Origin of the sequence: Pseudomonas protegens (assembly GCF_003732485.1) — a bacterium.
In the GTDB taxonomy this organism is placed as follows: Bacteria; Pseudomonadota; Gammaproteobacteria; order Pseudomonadales; family Pseudomonadaceae; genus Aquipseudomonas; species Aquipseudomonas protegens_B.
In genome coordinates, this window is the sequence record NZ_MOAK01000087.1 from 225,777 (window position 1) to 241,229 (window position 15,453).

13 protein-coding genes are annotated in these 15,453 nt (G+C 60.1%); 9 read left to right on the forward strand and 4 right to left on the reverse strand.

From position 1 onward, the window contains the following. The 3 genes from BLX41_RS31170 (at position 1) to BLX41_RS31180 (ending at position 5,205) form a co-directional block, all read left to right on the forward strand. Positions 1-942 (forward strand): COG2958 family protein, encoded by a 942-nt coding sequence (locus BLX41_RS31170; protein WP_123727965.1) that lies wholly within the window; start codon positions 1-3, stop codon positions 940-942. Positions 943-979: 37 nt separating this feature from the next. After that, entirely contained in the window at positions 980-1,993 is a 1,014-nt protein-coding gene (locus BLX41_RS31175) for a Fic family protein (protein ID WP_123727966.1), read from the forward strand. A gap of 89 nt (positions 1,994-2,082) precedes the next feature. Next, positions 2,083-5,205, forward strand: a complete 3,123-nt coding sequence (locus tag BLX41_RS31180) for a type I restriction endonuclease subunit R (protein ID WP_123727967.1) — start codon at positions 2,083-2,085, stop codon at positions 5,203-5,205. 192 nt (positions 5,206-5,397) lie between these two features. Here BLX41_RS31180 and BLX41_RS31185 read toward each other — a convergent pair whose 3' ends face one another. Further along, positions 5,398-6,435: a PDDEXK nuclease domain-containing protein gene (locus BLX41_RS31185; RefSeq protein WP_123727968.1), complete on the reverse strand. Its 1,038-nt coding sequence runs from the start codon at positions 6,433-6,435 to the stop codon at positions 5,398-5,400. A 320-nt stretch (positions 6,436-6,755) separates the two neighbouring features. Here BLX41_RS31185 and BLX41_RS31190 point away from each other — a divergent pair, with 320 nt between their 5' ends. The 5 genes from BLX41_RS31190 (at position 6,756) to BLX41_RS31210 (ending at position 9,931) form a co-directional block, all read left to right on the forward strand. Continuing rightward, positions 6,756-7,724 (forward strand): hypothetical protein, encoded by a 969-nt coding sequence (locus BLX41_RS31190; RefSeq protein ID WP_123727969.1) that lies wholly within the window; start codon positions 6,756-6,758, stop codon positions 7,722-7,724. After that, positions 7,724-8,410, forward strand: a complete 687-nt coding sequence (locus BLX41_RS31195) for a hypothetical protein (protein WP_123727970.1) — start codon at positions 7,724-7,726, stop codon at positions 8,408-8,410. The genes BLX41_RS31190 and BLX41_RS31195 overlap by 1 nt, the downstream gene beginning before the upstream one ends. Positions 8,411-8,497: 87 nt before the next feature. Continuing rightward, on the forward strand, positions 8,498-8,980 hold the full coding sequence (locus BLX41_RS31200; RefSeq protein WP_123727971.1) for a DUF4265 domain-containing protein: 483 nt from the start codon (positions 8,498-8,500) through the stop codon (positions 8,978-8,980). Between the two features lie 359 nt (positions 8,981-9,339). Continuing rightward, a complete protein-coding gene (locus BLX41_RS31205) occupies positions 9,340-9,657 on the forward strand; it encodes a hypothetical protein (protein ID WP_047288019.1) in 318 nt (105 codons plus the stop codon). Next, entirely contained in the window at positions 9,647-9,931 is a 285-nt protein-coding gene (locus BLX41_RS31210) for a helix-turn-helix domain-containing protein (protein WP_015636246.1), read from the forward strand. The genes BLX41_RS31205 and BLX41_RS31210 overlap by 11 nt, the downstream gene beginning before the upstream one ends. A 187-nt stretch (positions 9,932-10,118) precedes the next feature. On the opposite strand, the gene BLX41_RS31215 is transcribed toward BLX41_RS31210, so the two are convergent. From BLX41_RS31215 to BLX41_RS31225, 3 genes are all read right to left on the reverse strand, one after another. Beyond that, on the reverse strand, positions 10,119-12,302 hold the full coding sequence (locus tag BLX41_RS31215) for a TonB-dependent siderophore receptor (protein WP_123727972.1): 2,184 nt from the start codon (positions 12,300-12,302) through the stop codon (positions 10,119-10,121). 256 nt (positions 12,303-12,558) lie between these two features. Further along, the gene (locus tag BLX41_RS31220) at positions 12,559-12,807 is read right to left on the reverse strand and encodes an Arc family DNA-binding protein (RefSeq protein ID WP_123727973.1); all 249 of its coding nucleotides are present in this window, start codon (positions 12,805-12,807) and stop codon (positions 12,559-12,561) included. 254 nt (positions 12,808-13,061) lie between these two features. Continuing rightward, entirely contained in the window at positions 13,062-14,453 is a 1,392-nt protein-coding gene (locus BLX41_RS31225) for an aldehyde dehydrogenase family protein (protein ID WP_123727974.1), read from the reverse strand. Positions 14,454-14,553: 100 nt separating this feature from the next. On the opposite strand from BLX41_RS31225, the gene ptrR reads away from it, so the two are divergent. After that, positions 14,554-15,432 (forward strand): putrescine utilization regulator PtrR, encoded by an 879-nt coding sequence (gene ptrR, locus BLX41_RS31230; RefSeq protein ID WP_123727975.1) that lies wholly within the window; start codon positions 14,554-14,556, stop codon positions 15,430-15,432. The last annotated feature ends 21 nt before the right edge of the window (positions 15,433-15,453 follow it).

Genomic DNA, 15,453 nt, shown 5'->3' on the forward strand with positions numbered 1-15,453 from the left:
ATGACTTCTCTTAACCTGCGCGAACGTGTCATCGAGTGCCTGCAAAGCCAGCCCGACACCCAACACACCGCTCGCGAACTGGCGCAATGGGTATTCGAGCAGTTCCCCGCCGAATGCGCGGTCAAAAAAGCTGGCAGCGGCAGCCATATTCAGACCGACGCTGACCTTGTGCAGCAACTGGCGGCCGAAATCGCAGGCTCGCGTCCTCGCTGGCAGAAGCAGCACTCGCAATTGAAAACCACTGAAGGCCGGCCACGTCACTATTACTGGTCGGAGTTGGACGCTAATGCTGAGGTCGCAGCTGCGGAAGGCCTGTCACCTGAAGTCGCAGAATTGCCTGAGTCCTCACGGTTACGTGAGCACGCGCTCTATCCTTTGCTGGCGCAGTACCTGCTGTCGGAAGAACAGTGCGTGAACGCCATGCGTATCAACGAAAAACGCTCCTCCAACCGCGCCGGGAGCGGTGGCAATGAGTGGTTGCACCCGGATCTAGTCGGTCTGGAAAACCTGACCGCTGACTGGACGGCGAATGTGCGTGAGTGCGTTCGTGTATTGGGTGAGCGACGCGCTCGCTTGTGGTCGTTCGAGGTCAAGTTGCTGCTTAACCGCTCCAATGCCCGCAAGTGTTTTTTCCAGACGGTGTCCAATTCCTCCTGGGCGCATTTTGGCTACTTGGTGGCTGCTACGGTGGAAGGCGATGGCACGCTCAAAGAGTTGCGCATGCTCGCCGCTGCCCATGGCATTGGGGTGATTCAATTGGATGTGGAGAACCCCACGGAAAGCCAGATTCTGATTCCTGCGCGGGAACGCAGCGATATTGACTGGGACATGTGCAACCGCCTCAGCGAAGAAAATAGCGATTTTGCCGAGTTCCTCGGACGTGTCCGGCGCTTCCACCAAACCGGCGAGTTAACTGCCAAGGAATGGGAGGCTTCTGCGTGAGCCATCCCCAGCTTCTCACCGAGCGGTGGCCTAGCCCATGAGCCGCTATCAGCCGCCGTTGACCCTGACCCCAACCCTGCTCGCGCTGGTTGCGCAGATTAGCGAGCAGGTGGGGCGGTTGTCGGCGCGGCATGAGGCGACCCTGACGCCGCAGTTGCGGCGGGGTAATCGCATTCGCACCATCCAGGCTTCGCTGGCCATCGAGAACAACACGCTGAGCCTGGAGCAGGTGACGGCCGTTCTGGAGGGTAGGCGGGTATTAGGCCTGCCCCGTGAGATCCAGGAAGTGCGCAATGCTTTTGCCGCTTATGAGGCCATGCCTGGCTGGCGCCCGGCGTTGCGTGAGCATTTGCTGGAAGCTCATGCCCTGTTGATGCACGGGCTTATCGACGATGCCGGGCAGTTTCGCCGTGCTGGGGTCGGTATCTATCGCGAGCACAAGCTGGTGCATATGGCCCCGCCGGCTAGCCGTGTACCCACCTTGGTGGACGACCTGCTCGGTTGGCTGTCCAGCACGGATCTGCACCCACTGCTGGCCAGCTGTGTCTTTCACTACGAATTCGAGTTCATCCACCCGTTCGCCGATGGCAACGGGCGGATGGGACGCTTGTGGCAAACGCTGATTCTCAGTCTATGGCGTCCCGTTTTGGCCTGGCTGCCGGTGGAAACGGTGATTCGCGAGCAGCAACAGGCTTATTACGCTGCGCTGAGTGCGGCGGATCAACGCAGCGAGGCCACGCCTTTCGTGGAGTTCATGTTGCAAGCCTTGCACCAGGCATTGCTCGATGGCGGCCAAAGCGACCAAGTAACCGATCAAGTAAGCGACCAAGTAGCTCGGCTGCTCCACGTGCTGAGTGGCGGTGTTGCCCTGAAAGCGGGAGAGCTGATGCAGCAGCTGCAATTGGCCCATCGCCCGAGTTTCCGTAACAACTATTTGAACCCGGCATTAGTGGCCGGGTTGATCGAAATGACTCATCCCGATTCGCCACGCAGCCCGGCACAGAAGTACCGATTGACTGCACAAGGGGCGACGTGGGTGGCCAATAACTAGATGACCCCGTCTGTGAGGCTGGGGAAGCGACTTGATTGGGTAGCCTAGTGCTGGCCAATGTCGAGGATTGATAAGGGACTAATGCCGTAATGACCGAAGACCAACTGGAGCAGGAAACCCTCGGCTGGCTGGAGGAGGTGGGTTACACCCGTTTGTACGGGCCAGATATCGCCCACGACGGAGAACACCCTGAGCGTGATAATTACCGGCAAGTGGTGTTGGTAGAGCGCTTACGCAGTGCGATGGCCAAGCTCAATCCCAAGGTGCCATTGGCAGCCCGTGAAGATGCCCTTAAGCAGGTGCTGGAGTTGGGTTTGCCGGTGCAGCTTTCGGCCAACCGCTTGTTCCATCGCCTACTGGTCAGTGGCGTGCCGGTGCAGTACCAGAAAGACGGCGAAACCCGCGGCGATTTCGTGCGCTTGATCGATTGGGCCGAAGTCAAAGCCAATGATTGGCTGGCCATCAGTCAGTTCCGTATCCAAGGGCGGAAAAAGCTTCGTCGGCCGGACATCATCTTGTTCATTAACGGGTTGCCGCTGGTCTTGTTGGAGTTGAAAAACCCGGCTGACGTAAACGCAGATCTCGGTAAAGCCTTTGAGCAGCTTCAGACCTACAAGGAGCAGATTCCGGACGTGTTCCAGTACAACGAAATCCTGGTGATTTCCGATGGTACTGAAGCTCGAATGGGGTCGCTGTCGGCGGATATCGAGCGCTTTATGAACTGGCGCACCATCGACGGTGAAACCCTCGATCCGCTGGGGCAATTCAGTGAGCTTGAAACATTAGTCCGTGGTGCGCTGGCGCCGGAGATGTTGCTCGATTACCTGCGCTATTTTGTGTTGTTCGAAGATGACGGCCGTTTGGTGAAGAAGATTGCTGGTTATCACCAGTTCCATGCCGTGCGCGCCGCCATCCAGCAGGTGGTCGTGGCTTCGCGTCCTGGCGGTAGCCATAAGGGCGGTGTGGTTTGGCACACCCAGGGCTCGGGCAAGAGCATCACCATGACCTGCTTCGCCGCTCGGGTGATGCAGGAAACGGCGATGGAGAACCCCACCATTGTGGTCATCACCGACCGCAACGATCTGGACGGCCAGCTGTTTGGAGTGTTCTCCCTGTCCCAGGATTTGCTTCGGGAACAGCCGGTTCAGGTGGAGTCCCGTGGTGATCTGCGGACCAAGCTGGCCAACCGGCCCAGTGGCGGCATTGTGTTCGCCACCATTCAAAAGTTTATGCCAGGCGTGGATGAAGACAGCTTTCCGGTGCTGTCCCTGCGCTCCAATATCGTGGTTATCGCCGACGAGGCTCATCGCACTCAATACGGCTTTAATGCCGAGCTCAAAGCCCCCGCTGGCCTGCAGGCAGCAGACAGCCGGGCGCGCTATGAAGTGGGCTATGCCCAGCACCTGCGCGATGCACTGCCGAACGCTACATTCGTGGCCTTTACCGGCACTCCGGTGTCCAGCGAAGACCGCGATACCCGTTCGGTGTTCGGTGAGTACATCCATGTTTACGACATGCAGCAGGCCACAGAAGACGGCGCCACCGTCGCCATCTACTACGAATCACGCCTGGCCAAGCTGTCCTTGAAAGAAAGCGAACTGCCGCACATCGACGATCAGGTAGATGAGCTGGCCGAAGATGAAGAAGACGAGCAACAGTCACGCTTGAAAAGCCGCTGGGCTGCGTTGGAAAAGGTAGTGGGCGCCTCGCCGCGTATTCACAGCGTGGCGGCGGATATGGTCACGCACTTTGAGGAGCGCAATCTGGGGCTGGTCGGCATGGGGCAGATGCCCGGCAAAGCCATGGTGGTCGCCATGAGCCGCGAAATCTGTGTGCATCTGTACAACGAAATCGTTGCCCTGCGCCCTGACTGGCACCACGAAGACCCGGAGAAAGGCGCGATCAAGATCGTGATGACCGGCAGCGCTTCGGACAAGGCCTTGTTGCAGCCGCATATCTACTCTGGCCAGGTCAAAAAGCGCCTGGAAAAACGCTTCAAAGATCCCCTCGATCCGCTCAAGTTGGTGATCGTCCGGGATATGTGGCTGACCGGATTCGATGCGCCTTGTGTTCATACGCTGTATGTCGACAAGCCGATGAAGGGCCACAACCTGATGCAGGCCATCGCCCGGGTTAACCGAGTATTCAAGGACAAGCAGGGCGGCCTGGTGGTGGACTACATCGGTATCGCCAACGAGTTGAAAGCGGCGCTCAAGGAATACACCGGCAGCAAGGGCAAAGGGCGCCCAACGGTGGATGCTCATGAAGCCTACTCGGTGTTGGAGGAGCGGCTCGATGTCCTGCGCAGCCTGTTGCACGGTTTTGATTACAGCGATTTTCTAACCGGAGGCCACAAGTTGCTGGCTGGAGCCGCCAACCATGTGTTGGGTTTGGAGGACGGTAAGAAGCGTTTTGCTGACAACGCGTTGGCCATGAGTAAGGCGTTCACCTTGTGCTGCACCTTGGATGAAGCCAAGGCAGTGCGCGAGGAGGTGGCTTTTTTCCAAGCGATCAAGGTGATTTTGATCAAGCGCGATGTCAGTCAGCAGAAGAAAACCGATGAAGAGCGTGAGTTGGCGATTCGCCAGATCATCGGTAATGCCGTGGTCTCTGGGGATGTGGTGGACATCTTCGAAGCAGTGGGGCTGGACAAGCCTAATATCGGCCTGCTCGATGAGGCTTTTCTTGCCGATGTACGCAACCTGCCGGAGAAGAACCTTGCGGTAGAGCTGCTGGAACGCTTGCTCGAAGGTGAAATTAAGAGCCGCTACAGCTCCAACTTGGTCCAAGAAAAGAAGTTCTCCGAGCTGCTCGCCAATGTCATCAAGCGCTACCAAAACCGCTCGATCGAAACGGCTCAGGTGATCGAAGAGTTGATCGAGATGGCCAAGAAATTTGCCGCTGCCAGCAAGCGTGGCGAGAAGCTTGGGCTCAATGAGGATGAGTTAGCGTTTTACGATGCCCTGGCTACCAATGAAGCCTCGGTGCGTGAACTGGGCGATGAGATTTTGGCGAAAATTGCTCATGAGCTGACGGCGAGCTTGCGCGCCAATGTCAGTGTCGATTGGAGCCGGCGCGAGAGTGTGCGGGCTAAGTTGCGGATTTTGGTGCGGCGGATTTTACGTCATTACAAGTACCCGCCCGACAAGGCCGAGGATGCCGCGCAGATGATTCTCGACCAAACGGAAAAACTTTGTGAGGGGTGGTTCTAGGGTTTTTGGAGTTAGTTGTTATCTAACGATCTTCAGGGAGAGGGGACTTTGCTATCTAGCGCCCCTTTTCCCTACAACTAGGAGGATCCGACATGAGCCAGTCCACTGATAGCTGTACATAACCAATGGCTTGCGGGTTTCTTGTAACGCCGGCCCCACCTTCTATCCCGCTACATCAATGCTTGTCACCACTCAATGCTCAGCCAATTCCTGCTCTATCTGCTCGATGCTAGGCAAGGTCGATTGCAACTCCGCCGGTAGCGCCGCCCTCAGTTGATACTCCGCTACGCCCATGGGTTTGGCGCTGTCACGCAATGCGTACTCCGCCACGACCTTGTTTTTGCTTCTGCACAACAGCAAACCGATGCTGGGGGCGTCTTTCCGGCTTTTTATCTGGCTGTCCACGACTGTCAGGTAGAAGCCCAACTGGCCCAGGTGTTCAGGTTTGAACTTGTCAGATTTCAGTTCGATGACCACATAGCAGTGCAGTTTGAGGTGATAAAAAAGCAGGTCGATGAAGAAGTCTTCTCCACCCACTTCCAGTGCCACTTGCCGACCAACAAAGGCAAAGCCTGCCCCCAACTCCAGCAGAAATCGGGTGACATGCTGTACCAGGGCATGTTCGATATCGCGCTCGTTTGCTTCTCGGTTGACGTCGAGAAAGTCGAATACATAAGGGTCTTTCAACAGCTGTTGGGCCAGGTCCGAGTTTGGGGCCGGCAACTGCGTTGAAAAGTTGGTTTGGGCCATGCCTTCACGCTCCAGCAAGCGAGTCTCGATGTGCATGCCCAGCACGTTTCGGGACCAGCCGTATTCGACGGCCCGTTGGGCGTAGACCAGGCGCTCTTGTGGAGCTTTCAGCTTGGTGATCAGCAGCAGATTGTAGCCCCACGGCAATTGTCCAACAGCCTGTTGGACAATTTCAGAATCGGGCCAGGCCTCGGCAAAGGCGCGCATGTACATCAGGTTGGCGCGGGAGAAACCCTTCATATCGGGGAAGGTTGCACGCAAGTCCTGAGCCAGTCGTTCGATGATTTTGGCACCCCAGCCTTCGCGGTTCTGGCGTTGGAGTATGTCGTGGCCGATGTGCCAATAGAGTGCGACCAACTCGCGGTTCACTGTCCGCATGGCACGTTGCTGCGCTTGGTGAATACGGGTTTTCAACTCCGCCAGCCAGTCGCTGTAGCCAACGGGTGGGGTGGTCAGCGAGAGGGGGCGAGAGTCGGTCATGCGGCCTCTTTCTGGGGTTTCAGATCAGTGCGGGTTTTGATTGCCGAGAGGGCCGGGGAACGAAGTATCAGGAGGGAGGCCGGTAGGGCTTTTCATCACGTCTGAAACTGTAGGCAGGGCATTTCTTTGGTACAACGGCAGCGCTGTAAGGCAGGTCCGGTTTGTGCGTAAGGGGTTACTGTTTTATCGATCCGCTACACACAAGGGGGTTGAAACCAGCAAGGTGGATATCGGCTATAGAGTGACCTTGGCAAAACCATCTGACCTTCAATCGATTTTGCTATCCTGCGCCCCTTTTCCCTACCGCAAGGAACGCAGGCATGACCCAGCCCATTGGCAGCAGTTCGCAAACAAGGGCTGGCAAACAGCATTACCTCCAACACCTCCTATCCCACCTGGCTCCAGCACTCTTGTTGGGCCTGGCAATCCTCGCCCCAACCGCCCAAGCCAACCCCACCACCACCTACCGCGGCACCCTCGGCGACACCCCGGTTGAACTGGCGCTCACCTACGACTCCCAATACGGCGGCGGTATGTCCGGCTATTGGTTCTCCGAGTCCGAGCGCTTGCCCATGGCGTTGGAATCCACCCCTTTCCATCCCGGCTCCGCGCTGTTGATCAACATCATGGACAACCCGACCCTGCCGGCGACGGCGGTGTCGTTGCAGCCGTTCGCCGAGGGCACGGAGGCGTTGCAGGGCAGTCTGGTGGATTTGCGCACGGGCACGCAGCAGCCGTTGCAGTTGCAGCGGGTGACGCGCTTTGGCGACAGTCAGCGGGAGGCGTTTGAGGGGGAGTTGTTGCAGCCGGTGTTCGATCGGGATTTCTATTTCAGTGTGCATGCCGCGCGCAAGGCCGGGGAGGAGGTGGCGCAGGTGGACAGTATCCGGGTGATCAGCCGGGCCACCGGTAAGCGGGTGCAGGAGATTAGCGGGCAGTGGTGTCTGTCGTCCGTGGGCACCAGGACGCTGACCTTCGGGCATTTTCATGCCGAGGCGCGGATGGACTTTCAGGTCCAGGGCTATCGCGTGGGGGAGGCGGATGGCCGGGTGTGGTGCTCGCCCACGCAGTACTACCTGTACAGCCGGGATCTGCGGACCTATCGGCGTCATCCGCAGTTGGAGCAGTTCGCGGTGGACGGTGATCTGCGCTTTTCCCCCAGTGGGCAGATGGAGTTCAGCAAGCAGGACTTTATCAATTACGACAAGCGCACTCGGCGTTGGGATTATTACCGGGTGATCACCCCTGAGCGTTTGGAATATCTGTCGTCGGGCGAGGAGCGTTTCTGATGCGCGGGTTTGAATTTGCTCGGGGGCTGGCGGTGCTGGTGTTGGCGCTGTGGCTGTTGCCGGCGCAGGCGTCCCATGGGGTGTATGAGGGGACCTTGGGCAAGCAGGCGATTGTCTTGACCCTGGGTAGCCAGAATGCGGTCTACCAGGGCACCTATGCCTATCAGCGCTATCGCACGCCGATCCGCCTCAAGCCGACCTTCAGCTACAGCAACAAGACGCTGGCCATGGATGAGCTGGACGAGCAGGGCTTGCCGGTGGCGCGTCTGCAGTTCAATGACTTGATGAACTCCCGCCAGCAGGAGCAGGTGCGCGGCACCTGGACCAGTTATCGCACGGGCAAGTCCTTGCCCATTGCGCTGAAGCTGGTGGGGCTGGTGGATTCGGATCGCTCGTGGCCGCAGCCGGTCACCACGCTGTTGCAGAGTGCTTCCACCAAACGCTGGTATTTCCAGGTGCCGATGCAGGGCAATGATCAGCGAATCACGACGCTGGAGGTGATGGACAAGGCCACCGGCAAGTTGCTGGTGAGCCTGGCGATCGCGGCACCGGGCTGTCCGAATCAGGGAGTGGATACCTTGCAGTTGCAGGGTGAGGGGGAGCAACTGCGGATTGCTTTCAAGGACTGCACGTTTCCGGGGTTTCGGTGGAATGAGGGCGGTGGGAGCTTTGCGCCGTTGCCTTGAGGCCCGTTCGTTTGCGCCCTTTGGGGACGTGGCGGCTGGTGGATTAGATGAGTCTGGTGTTGAACCTGGAAGTGGTGGAGCCATCGTATGGATGACAAGCAATCCCCTGTGCTGATTCAGGTGTACATGGCCGATGACGATGGCGCCGTTCGCGAGGAGTTGCCGGCGCGGCGCATCGATGAGGATACCTACGAGTTGCTGTCTTCGCCGGGGCTGGCACAGAACCTGGCGCGGGGCGATATCGTTTCAATCCGCAATCCCGATGCTCCGGCGCAAGTACTGCGCCGAGGCGGGAATTTCTGCATTCAGATCTATGCCGATTACATTGATCCTACGGTGATCAGTGCGCTTGAAAACGAGGTCGCTGGTGAACTGGGCGGAACCCTGGATGGGCTGTTCGAGGGGAACCGGTCATTTGCTGTTCCTGCAAGGAATGGCATGGACCGTATCAATGCGGTGTTCGATCGCTTCCGCGAGAAAACCGGGATCGAGTGGTACTACGCCAATGTCTATAAAAACCTCGACGACGATGAGGACGAGACGCTGTTGAACTGGTGGTTGGACGTGTGATCATCCTTGGGGCTGCCGCCAGAGCGACCAAGTAACCGACCAAGTAACCGACCAAGTAACCGATCAAGCAGGTTGGCAGCTTCGAGTCATTACAGAGTGATGCACCTTGGCTTACCACTGCTCTCTTGAGGACACCTTCGCCGGTAAACCGGCTCCGAGCCTGTAAGGCAAATCTGTATTTTCGGTAAGCAGTGGCTGCCCTCGATGATTGCGGCCACCCTCGGTGATGAGTAGATCAAACGTCCACCCCTTGCGATGCCTGGTTGCGGCAGGAGTATTGGTTTTTCCAGCGCCAGCAGGTTGTGTCGGACGAATGCCTGTTTGTTCGTCTGTACGGCCTTGCCGTAGATGGTGGAGCCATGTATACCGTTATCGAAACAGAGGTCTTCAAGCGCTACGCCGAGCCGATCTGGAATGACACCGAGCGCTTGGAGTTCATCACCTGGTTGGTCGCAGACCCATGGGTTGGAGACGTCATCCCCGGTACCGGAGGGCTGCGCAAGGTGCGCTGGTCTTGCAGTGGCATCGGCAAGCGCGGCGGCACACGAGTCATCTACTACAACCTGCTTTCGGAAGGTCTTATTTGGTTGCTGATCGTCTACACCAAGGCGAAGTTAGACAATCTGCCCATCGGCTTTCTGAATCAATTGAAAGAGGGAATCAGTCATGGACCATGAACTGCAGCAGTTTCAGAAGGATTTGCTGACTTCGGTGGGCCAGATGAAAGCCGGCAAGGCGGCGCGTGCAACGGTGGTAAAACTGTCCGGGGCGGCAGAGGCCCGGGCTAAGGTGGGGCTCTCTCAGAGTGCGTTCGCCACGCTGTTGGGGGTCAGCCTGCGTACACTGCAGGATTGGGAGCAAGGCCGGCGCCAGCCGACAGGCGCGGCTCAAACGCTGCTGCGTGTGGCCAGCCAGTACCCTGAAGCCTTGCGGGCTTTGCAGCCGGTTTGATGGCGAGTAGACCAGGCGCTGACAAGCCGGTCTTGATGACCGGCTTTTTTGTGCATGCCTGACAGATTCGCATAGTCACTGGTTTGCCAGCGAGGGTGTCCTTGAGACCGCCTTCGCCGGCAAGCCGGCTCCTACAATACAGGGGCTAACTTGAGAGGCGCATTCGCGCTGGGCGGTTGGCGCTGCCTCAGAAACTCACCGAAGCACTCAACCTAGCCGTCAGCGGCGCGCCCTGGAACAGGTAGTCGTCGCCCATGTATTCACCGGCATCGCGCCAGTAGCGCTTGTCGAACAGGTTGTCCAGGGTCAGGCGGAACACGGTGTCGTAGCCATCGATGCGCGTGCTGTAGCGGCTGCCGATGTTGAAGATGGCGTAGGCGCCGGTGGCGACGTTGCCCTGGCGGTCGGCGTACTTGCTGCCGCTGTACTGCACGCCACCCAGCAGGGCCAGGCCGTCGAGCCAGGGTAGGGCGTAGTCGCCTTGGAGGCTGGCCCGCAGGCGTGGGACGTTGAGGGTTTGATGGCCTTCGTAGGCCGGGGTGCCGGTGTCCTCGACCCGGGAGCGGATCGCCGCGACGCTGGCGGCAATCTGCAGGCGCTGGGTGGCCCAGCCGTTGGCGGAGAGCTCCAGGCCGGTGTTCTTTTGCTGGCCCTGCTGGACGTAGGTGAAGCCGCCTGCAGCGTCCGGGCGCGAGTACTGGTAGGCCTGGCGCATCTGGAACAGGGCGGCGGTAAAACTCATGCGCTGCCAGTCGTATTTGATCCCGGTTTCGATTTGGCGCGAGACGGTGGGGGCCAGGGTGTCGCCACTGTTGCTGGCGAACCATGGGGCCTGGCCACCCAGGCTCAGGCCCTTGCTGTACTGGGTGTACAGCGCAATATTGTTGATCGGTTTGTAGATCAACGCGGCCTGGGGCAGGAATACATAGCGTTGGGTGTGGCGATCGCGCACGCCGTCCTTGTCGAAGCTTTCTTCGTCGAGGCGCACTTCGCGCCCGCCGAGGACGGTCTGCCACTGATCGTTGAAGCTGATGCGGTCGCTGAGGAACAGGCCGTATTGACGGCTGTCGAGGCGTTTGTGGGTGTCGTTGAGGGCGCCGTTGTAGCGGTCGAAGTTTTCCGGCTCGCTCTGGATATTGCCCGTGCCAATCCATTGATTGATGGACTCGCGCCGGTCCACCACGCGGCGGAACGCACTGCTTCCCACGGTCAACTCATGCCCCAGTCCTGCAGCGTCGAAACGACCGTTGAGCACCGCCTGCACTTCATCGTTGCGCCGGGTGTCGTCGGGGCTGCGAAAGTCGTAGAGGTCGTAGTTGCCCTCGGGGCTGAAGTAGTTGCCGTTGGCGTTGATGCAGCCGGTGGTACAGCCGCCCCAGGCAAACGAGCTGTAGTCATCGATCACCACCCGGCTGCGGGACGCACTGAGGTTGCCCTTCCAGTCGTCGTTGAAGCGGTACTCGAAGTTGCCGCCGATATTCAGCGATTCGTTGGTCACCGGCTTTGACCCGCTCTGGTGTCCCAGGAGTTTTTTCGGCGAGGCGTGGTGGGGCAGGCTGGAGCCGCCCAGCAGTTGATAACCCGGGGCCGAGCGCTGTTGCTTGTTCTGGTATTCGATATCCAGTTGCAGCAGGGCATCGGGGCTGATGTTCCAGTCGAAGGCCAGGGAGGCAAAGTCGCGCTGGCCGTTGGTGTGCTCGACGTAGGAGTGCAGGTCTTCATGGGCCAGGTTGGCCCGCAGGCCGAACTGCTGTTCGCTGCCGAACCAGCCGCCCACGTCGGTGGCCAGGTAACCGCTGCCGCGATCGTCGGTGGAGACGGTCACCGAGCGGATATCCGTGGGCCGCTTGGTCACGTAGTTGATCAGCCCACCCGGCTCGCTGACCCCGCTTTGCAGGCCGGAAAGGCCCTTGAGCAGTTCCACCCGCTGCTTGTTTTCCAGGGCGACGTTCTGTTCGCCGGTGACGGTGCGGTTGTTGATCTTGTAGCTGCTGGCGGCGTTCAGGGAAAAGCCGCGCACCTCGAAGTTTTCGTAGTAGCCCACCGGCGCGTAGCTCTGGCCCACCGAGGCGTCGTTCTTCAGCACCTCGCTGAGCAGCCGCGCCTGTTGGTCCTTGATCAGCTCTTCGTTGATCACGCTGATGGACGCCGGGGTGTCCAGCAGCGGCGTTTCGCTGAAGCCGCCCACCGAGGCGCTGTCGGCGCGGTAGCCGTATTGCTCTTCGCCACTGACGGTCTGGGTCGGTAACTGGGTGCCGCTGGCGTTGGCCACGGCGTGGCTACCGGCCAGCAGCAGGCCGAGGGTCAGGCGATTGAAAGGCAATCCTGTGGAGCAGGCGCGTGTGTGGGGCGTCGGGTGAGTCCGGCTCATGAACAATCCTAGAAGGCGACGCTGTCCCCATGGCAGAAGCCGGGGGAGGTTCCTGAGAAGGCTACGATCGTCGACCTGAGTCTGTAGTGAGGAACAGCGGGGGAGCCCTGCAGGCATCAGGCCAGGGCCTGGCGGTTGCCGCTGGGTGCTGTCGGGCAGGCGCCATCATACAAGGTGCGGCGTGGGGGTAAAGGCGGGAAATGAATCAACTCAGGTTGCCGAGGGGGGCGGCGCTGATGGGTGAAAAGGGGCTGCGTTACTGGTCGGGCTCGGGGGTGTTCATTTGCAGGGATTCAATCTGTTGTTCCAGGGATTCAATCTTGTTGAGCAGGATAGTGATGAGTTTTTCGTCCAGGGGGCGGGCGTCGGTGGCGGTCAGGGACTTTTCCAGGCGGTTGACGATTTCATGGTTCATGCTGCGGTTTTCCTGCTTGGCGATGCGCTTGACTTGCAGGTGAAGCTCACCAGGCAGGCGAACGATGAACTTTTGAACGGGGGCGCACATGCCGAACCTCAGGTGATATCAAAAAGAAACATCATAGAAAGGTCGGTAGCGGCAGGGCCTCAAGAAAATTCTGAAAAACTGAAAGAATCGTAAGCAGTTTTATTCAGCGGTTTTGGACGCTGGCTGAGTCGGATCTGATTGATGGGGGGATTCATCTCCATAAAAAAGTCAGGCCGCTCAGTCAAGGATCAACACTTGGGTTGTGGCGAGCGAGCTTGCTCCCTCGCCACAGGTCACGTTGCTTTGGTGCTACCTCAACGCCGATCCAGCCACACTGTCTGCGCATTGCAGAACTCGCGCACGCCGAAGTGCGACAGCTCGCGACCGAAGCCGCTTTTCTTCACCCCGCCGAAGGTCACCCGGGGGTCACTGGCGCTGTAGCCGTTGATGAACACGCCGCCGGTTTCCAGCTCGTCGGTCATCTGCCGGGCCCGTTCCAGGTCCTGGGTGAAGATCGTTGCGGTGAGGCCGAATTCGCTGTCGTTGGCCAGTTCCAGGGCGTGTTGGGCATCGCGGGCGCTGATGATGGCGGCCACCGGGCCGAACAGTTCCTGCCTGAAGGCGGTCATCTGCTCGGTGACGTCGGCCAGCACCGTGGGCTGGTAATAGTTGCCGGCGCCTTCGACCTTGTCGCCGCCCAGCAGCAGGGTGGCGCCTTCGGCCAGGGTCGCCTGGACTTGCTGGTGCAGCTCGTCGCGCAGGTCGAAGCGGGCCATGGGGCCGAGGTAGGTGTCGCTGGCCAGCGGGTCGCCGACCACCAGGGTACGGGTGGCTTCGACGAATTTGCGGGTGAACTCCGCGACCACCCCTTGTTCGATGATCAGGCGCTTGGCGGCGGCGCAGACCTGGCCGGTGTTCTGGTAGCGGCCGATCACCGCGGCCTTCACCGCTTCGTCCAGATCGGCGTCGTTGAGCACGATAAAGGGATCGGAACCGCCCAGTTCCAGCACGCATTTCTTCAGGGCGGCGCCCGCCTGGGCGCCGATGGCGATGCCGGCGCGCACGCTGCCGGTCAGGGTCACGGCGGCGATGCGGCGGTCGGCGATGGCGCGGGACACGCCGTCCGGGGTGACGTTGAGCAGCTCGAACACCCCTTCAGGGAAACCGGCGCGCTGCAGCGCTTGCAGCAGCAGGTAGGCGCTGCCCATGACATTCGGGGCGTGCTTGAGCACATAGGTATTGCCCGCCAGCAGTGCCGGCACCGCGCCGCGCAGCACCTGCCAGATCGGGAAGTTCCACGGCATCACCGCGAGGAGCGGGCCCAGGGGCCGGTACTCGATGCGCGCCTTGTCGTTCTCCACCAGGGTTGCTTCCGGGGCCAGCATGGCTGGGCCGTGTTCGGCGTACCACAGGCACAGCTGGGCGCACTTTTCGATTTCGCCCCGGGCCTGGGGCAGGGGCTTGCCCATTTCCAGGCTGATCATGCGTGCCATGGCCTCGCTGTTGTCCCGCAGGGCCTGGGCCAGTGCGTTCAGGCGGCTGGCGCGCTCGGCGACGCTCTGGCGTTTCCACTGGGCGAAACCGCGGGCGGCGCGCTCCAGGGTGGCGTCCTGTTTCGCTTCGGACTGGTAGGGGTAGGCGCCAATCTGCTCGCCGCTGGCGGGGTTGATCGACAAGGCGTGGGTGTGGCTGGAAACAAGGCTCATGGCACCGTCCTGCTGGGTGGGAATGACGGCAGGTTACGGTGCTGGATCTTTGCTGAAAACTGAATAATATTAAGCGAGTCGTTCACGTTTGGAGAATGAAGTGGATCTGGTCCAGCTGGAGATTTTCAAGGCGGTTGCCGAACAGGGCAGCATCAGCGCCGCGGCGCAATTGATCCACCGGGTGCCGTCGAACCTGACCACAAGGATCAAGCAACTGGAGCAAGACCTGGGGGTGGAGCTGTTTATCCGCGAGAAGAGCCGCCTGCGCCTGTCGCCCGCCGGGTGGAACTTCCTCGACTACGCCCGGCGCATTCTCGACCTGGTGGCCGAAGCGCGCCTGACCGTGGCCGGCGAGGAACCCCAGGGCCCGTTTGCCCTGGGCTCCCTGGAAAGCACCGCAGCGGTGCGCATCCCGGCCTTGCTCGCGGCCTACAACCAGCAGTACGCCAAGGTCGAGCTGGACCTGTCCACCGGCCCCTCGGGGACCATGATCGAAGGCGTACTCTCCGGCCGTCTGGTGGCGGCCTTCGTCGACGGCCCGGTGCGCCACCCGGCCCTGGAAGGACTGCCGGTGTTCGAGGAAGAAATGGTGTTGATTGCGCCCCTGGGGCATGCCCCGATTACCCGAGCGCGGGAAGTCAATGGCGAAAGCATCTACGCCTTTCGCGCCAATTGCTCCTACCGTCATCACTTCGAAAGCTGGTTCACCCAGGACGCCGCAGTGCCGGGCAAGATCCATGAAATGGAGTCCTACCACGGCATGCTGGCCTGCGTCAGCGCCGGTGCCGGGCTGGCGCTGATGCCCCGCAGCATGCTGGAAAGCATGCCCGGCTGCGCCACGGTCAGCGTCTGGCCGCTGTCGCCGCGTTTTCGCTTCCTGCGCACCTGGCTGGTCTGGCGGCGCGGCACCGTGTCGCAAAGCCTGAGCAGTTTCGTGAAGCTGCTGGAAGCACGGGGCGTGGTGCTGGCCGAGGGGTGAATGGCGGGGGGGGGGAGATCG

What these genes read in the sequence shown, in the direction of transcription:
- BLX41_RS31220 (WP_123727973.1), bottom strand. Translation starts at nt 12,807, where the DNA reads ATGTGCGCCCCCGTTCAAAAGTTCATCGTTCGCCTGCCTGGTGAGCTT.
- BLX41_RS31170 (WP_123727965.1), top strand. Translation starts at nt 1, where the DNA reads ATGACTTCTCTTAACCTGCGCGAACGTGTCATCGAGTGCCTGCAAAGC.
- BLX41_RS31180 (WP_123727967.1), top strand. Translation starts at nt 2,083, where the DNA reads ATGACCGAAGACCAACTGGAGCAGGAAACCCTCGGCTGGCTGGAGGAG.
- BLX41_RS31205 (WP_047288019.1), top strand. Translation starts at nt 9,340, where the DNA reads ATGTATACCGTTATCGAAACAGAGGTCTTCAAGCGCTACGCCGAGCCG.
- BLX41_RS31185 (WP_123727968.1), bottom strand. Translation starts at nt 6,435, where the DNA reads ATGACCGACTCTCGCCCCCTCTCGCTGACCACCCCACCCGTTGGCTAC.
- BLX41_RS31195 (WP_123727970.1), top strand. Translation starts at nt 7,724, where the DNA reads ATGCGCGGGTTTGAATTTGCTCGGGGGCTGGCGGTGCTGGTGTTGGCG.
- BLX41_RS31210 (WP_015636246.1), top strand. Translation starts at nt 9,647, where the DNA reads ATGGACCATGAACTGCAGCAGTTTCAGAAGGATTTGCTGACTTCGGTG.
- BLX41_RS31225 (WP_123727974.1), bottom strand. Translation starts at nt 14,453, where the DNA reads ATGAGCCTTGTTTCCAGCCACACCCACGCCTTGTCGATCAACCCCGCC.
- BLX41_RS31215 (WP_123727972.1), bottom strand. Translation starts at nt 12,302, where the DNA reads ATGAGCCGGACTCACCCGACGCCCCACACACGCGCCTGCTCCACAGGA.
- BLX41_RS31200 (WP_123727971.1), top strand. Translation starts at nt 8,498, where the DNA reads ATGGATGACAAGCAATCCCCTGTGCTGATTCAGGTGTACATGGCCGAT.
- BLX41_RS31190 (WP_123727969.1), top strand. Translation starts at nt 6,756, where the DNA reads ATGACCCAGCCCATTGGCAGCAGTTCGCAAACAAGGGCTGGCAAACAG.
- BLX41_RS31175 (WP_123727966.1), top strand. Translation starts at nt 980, where the DNA reads ATGAGCCGCTATCAGCCGCCGTTGACCCTGACCCCAACCCTGCTCGCG.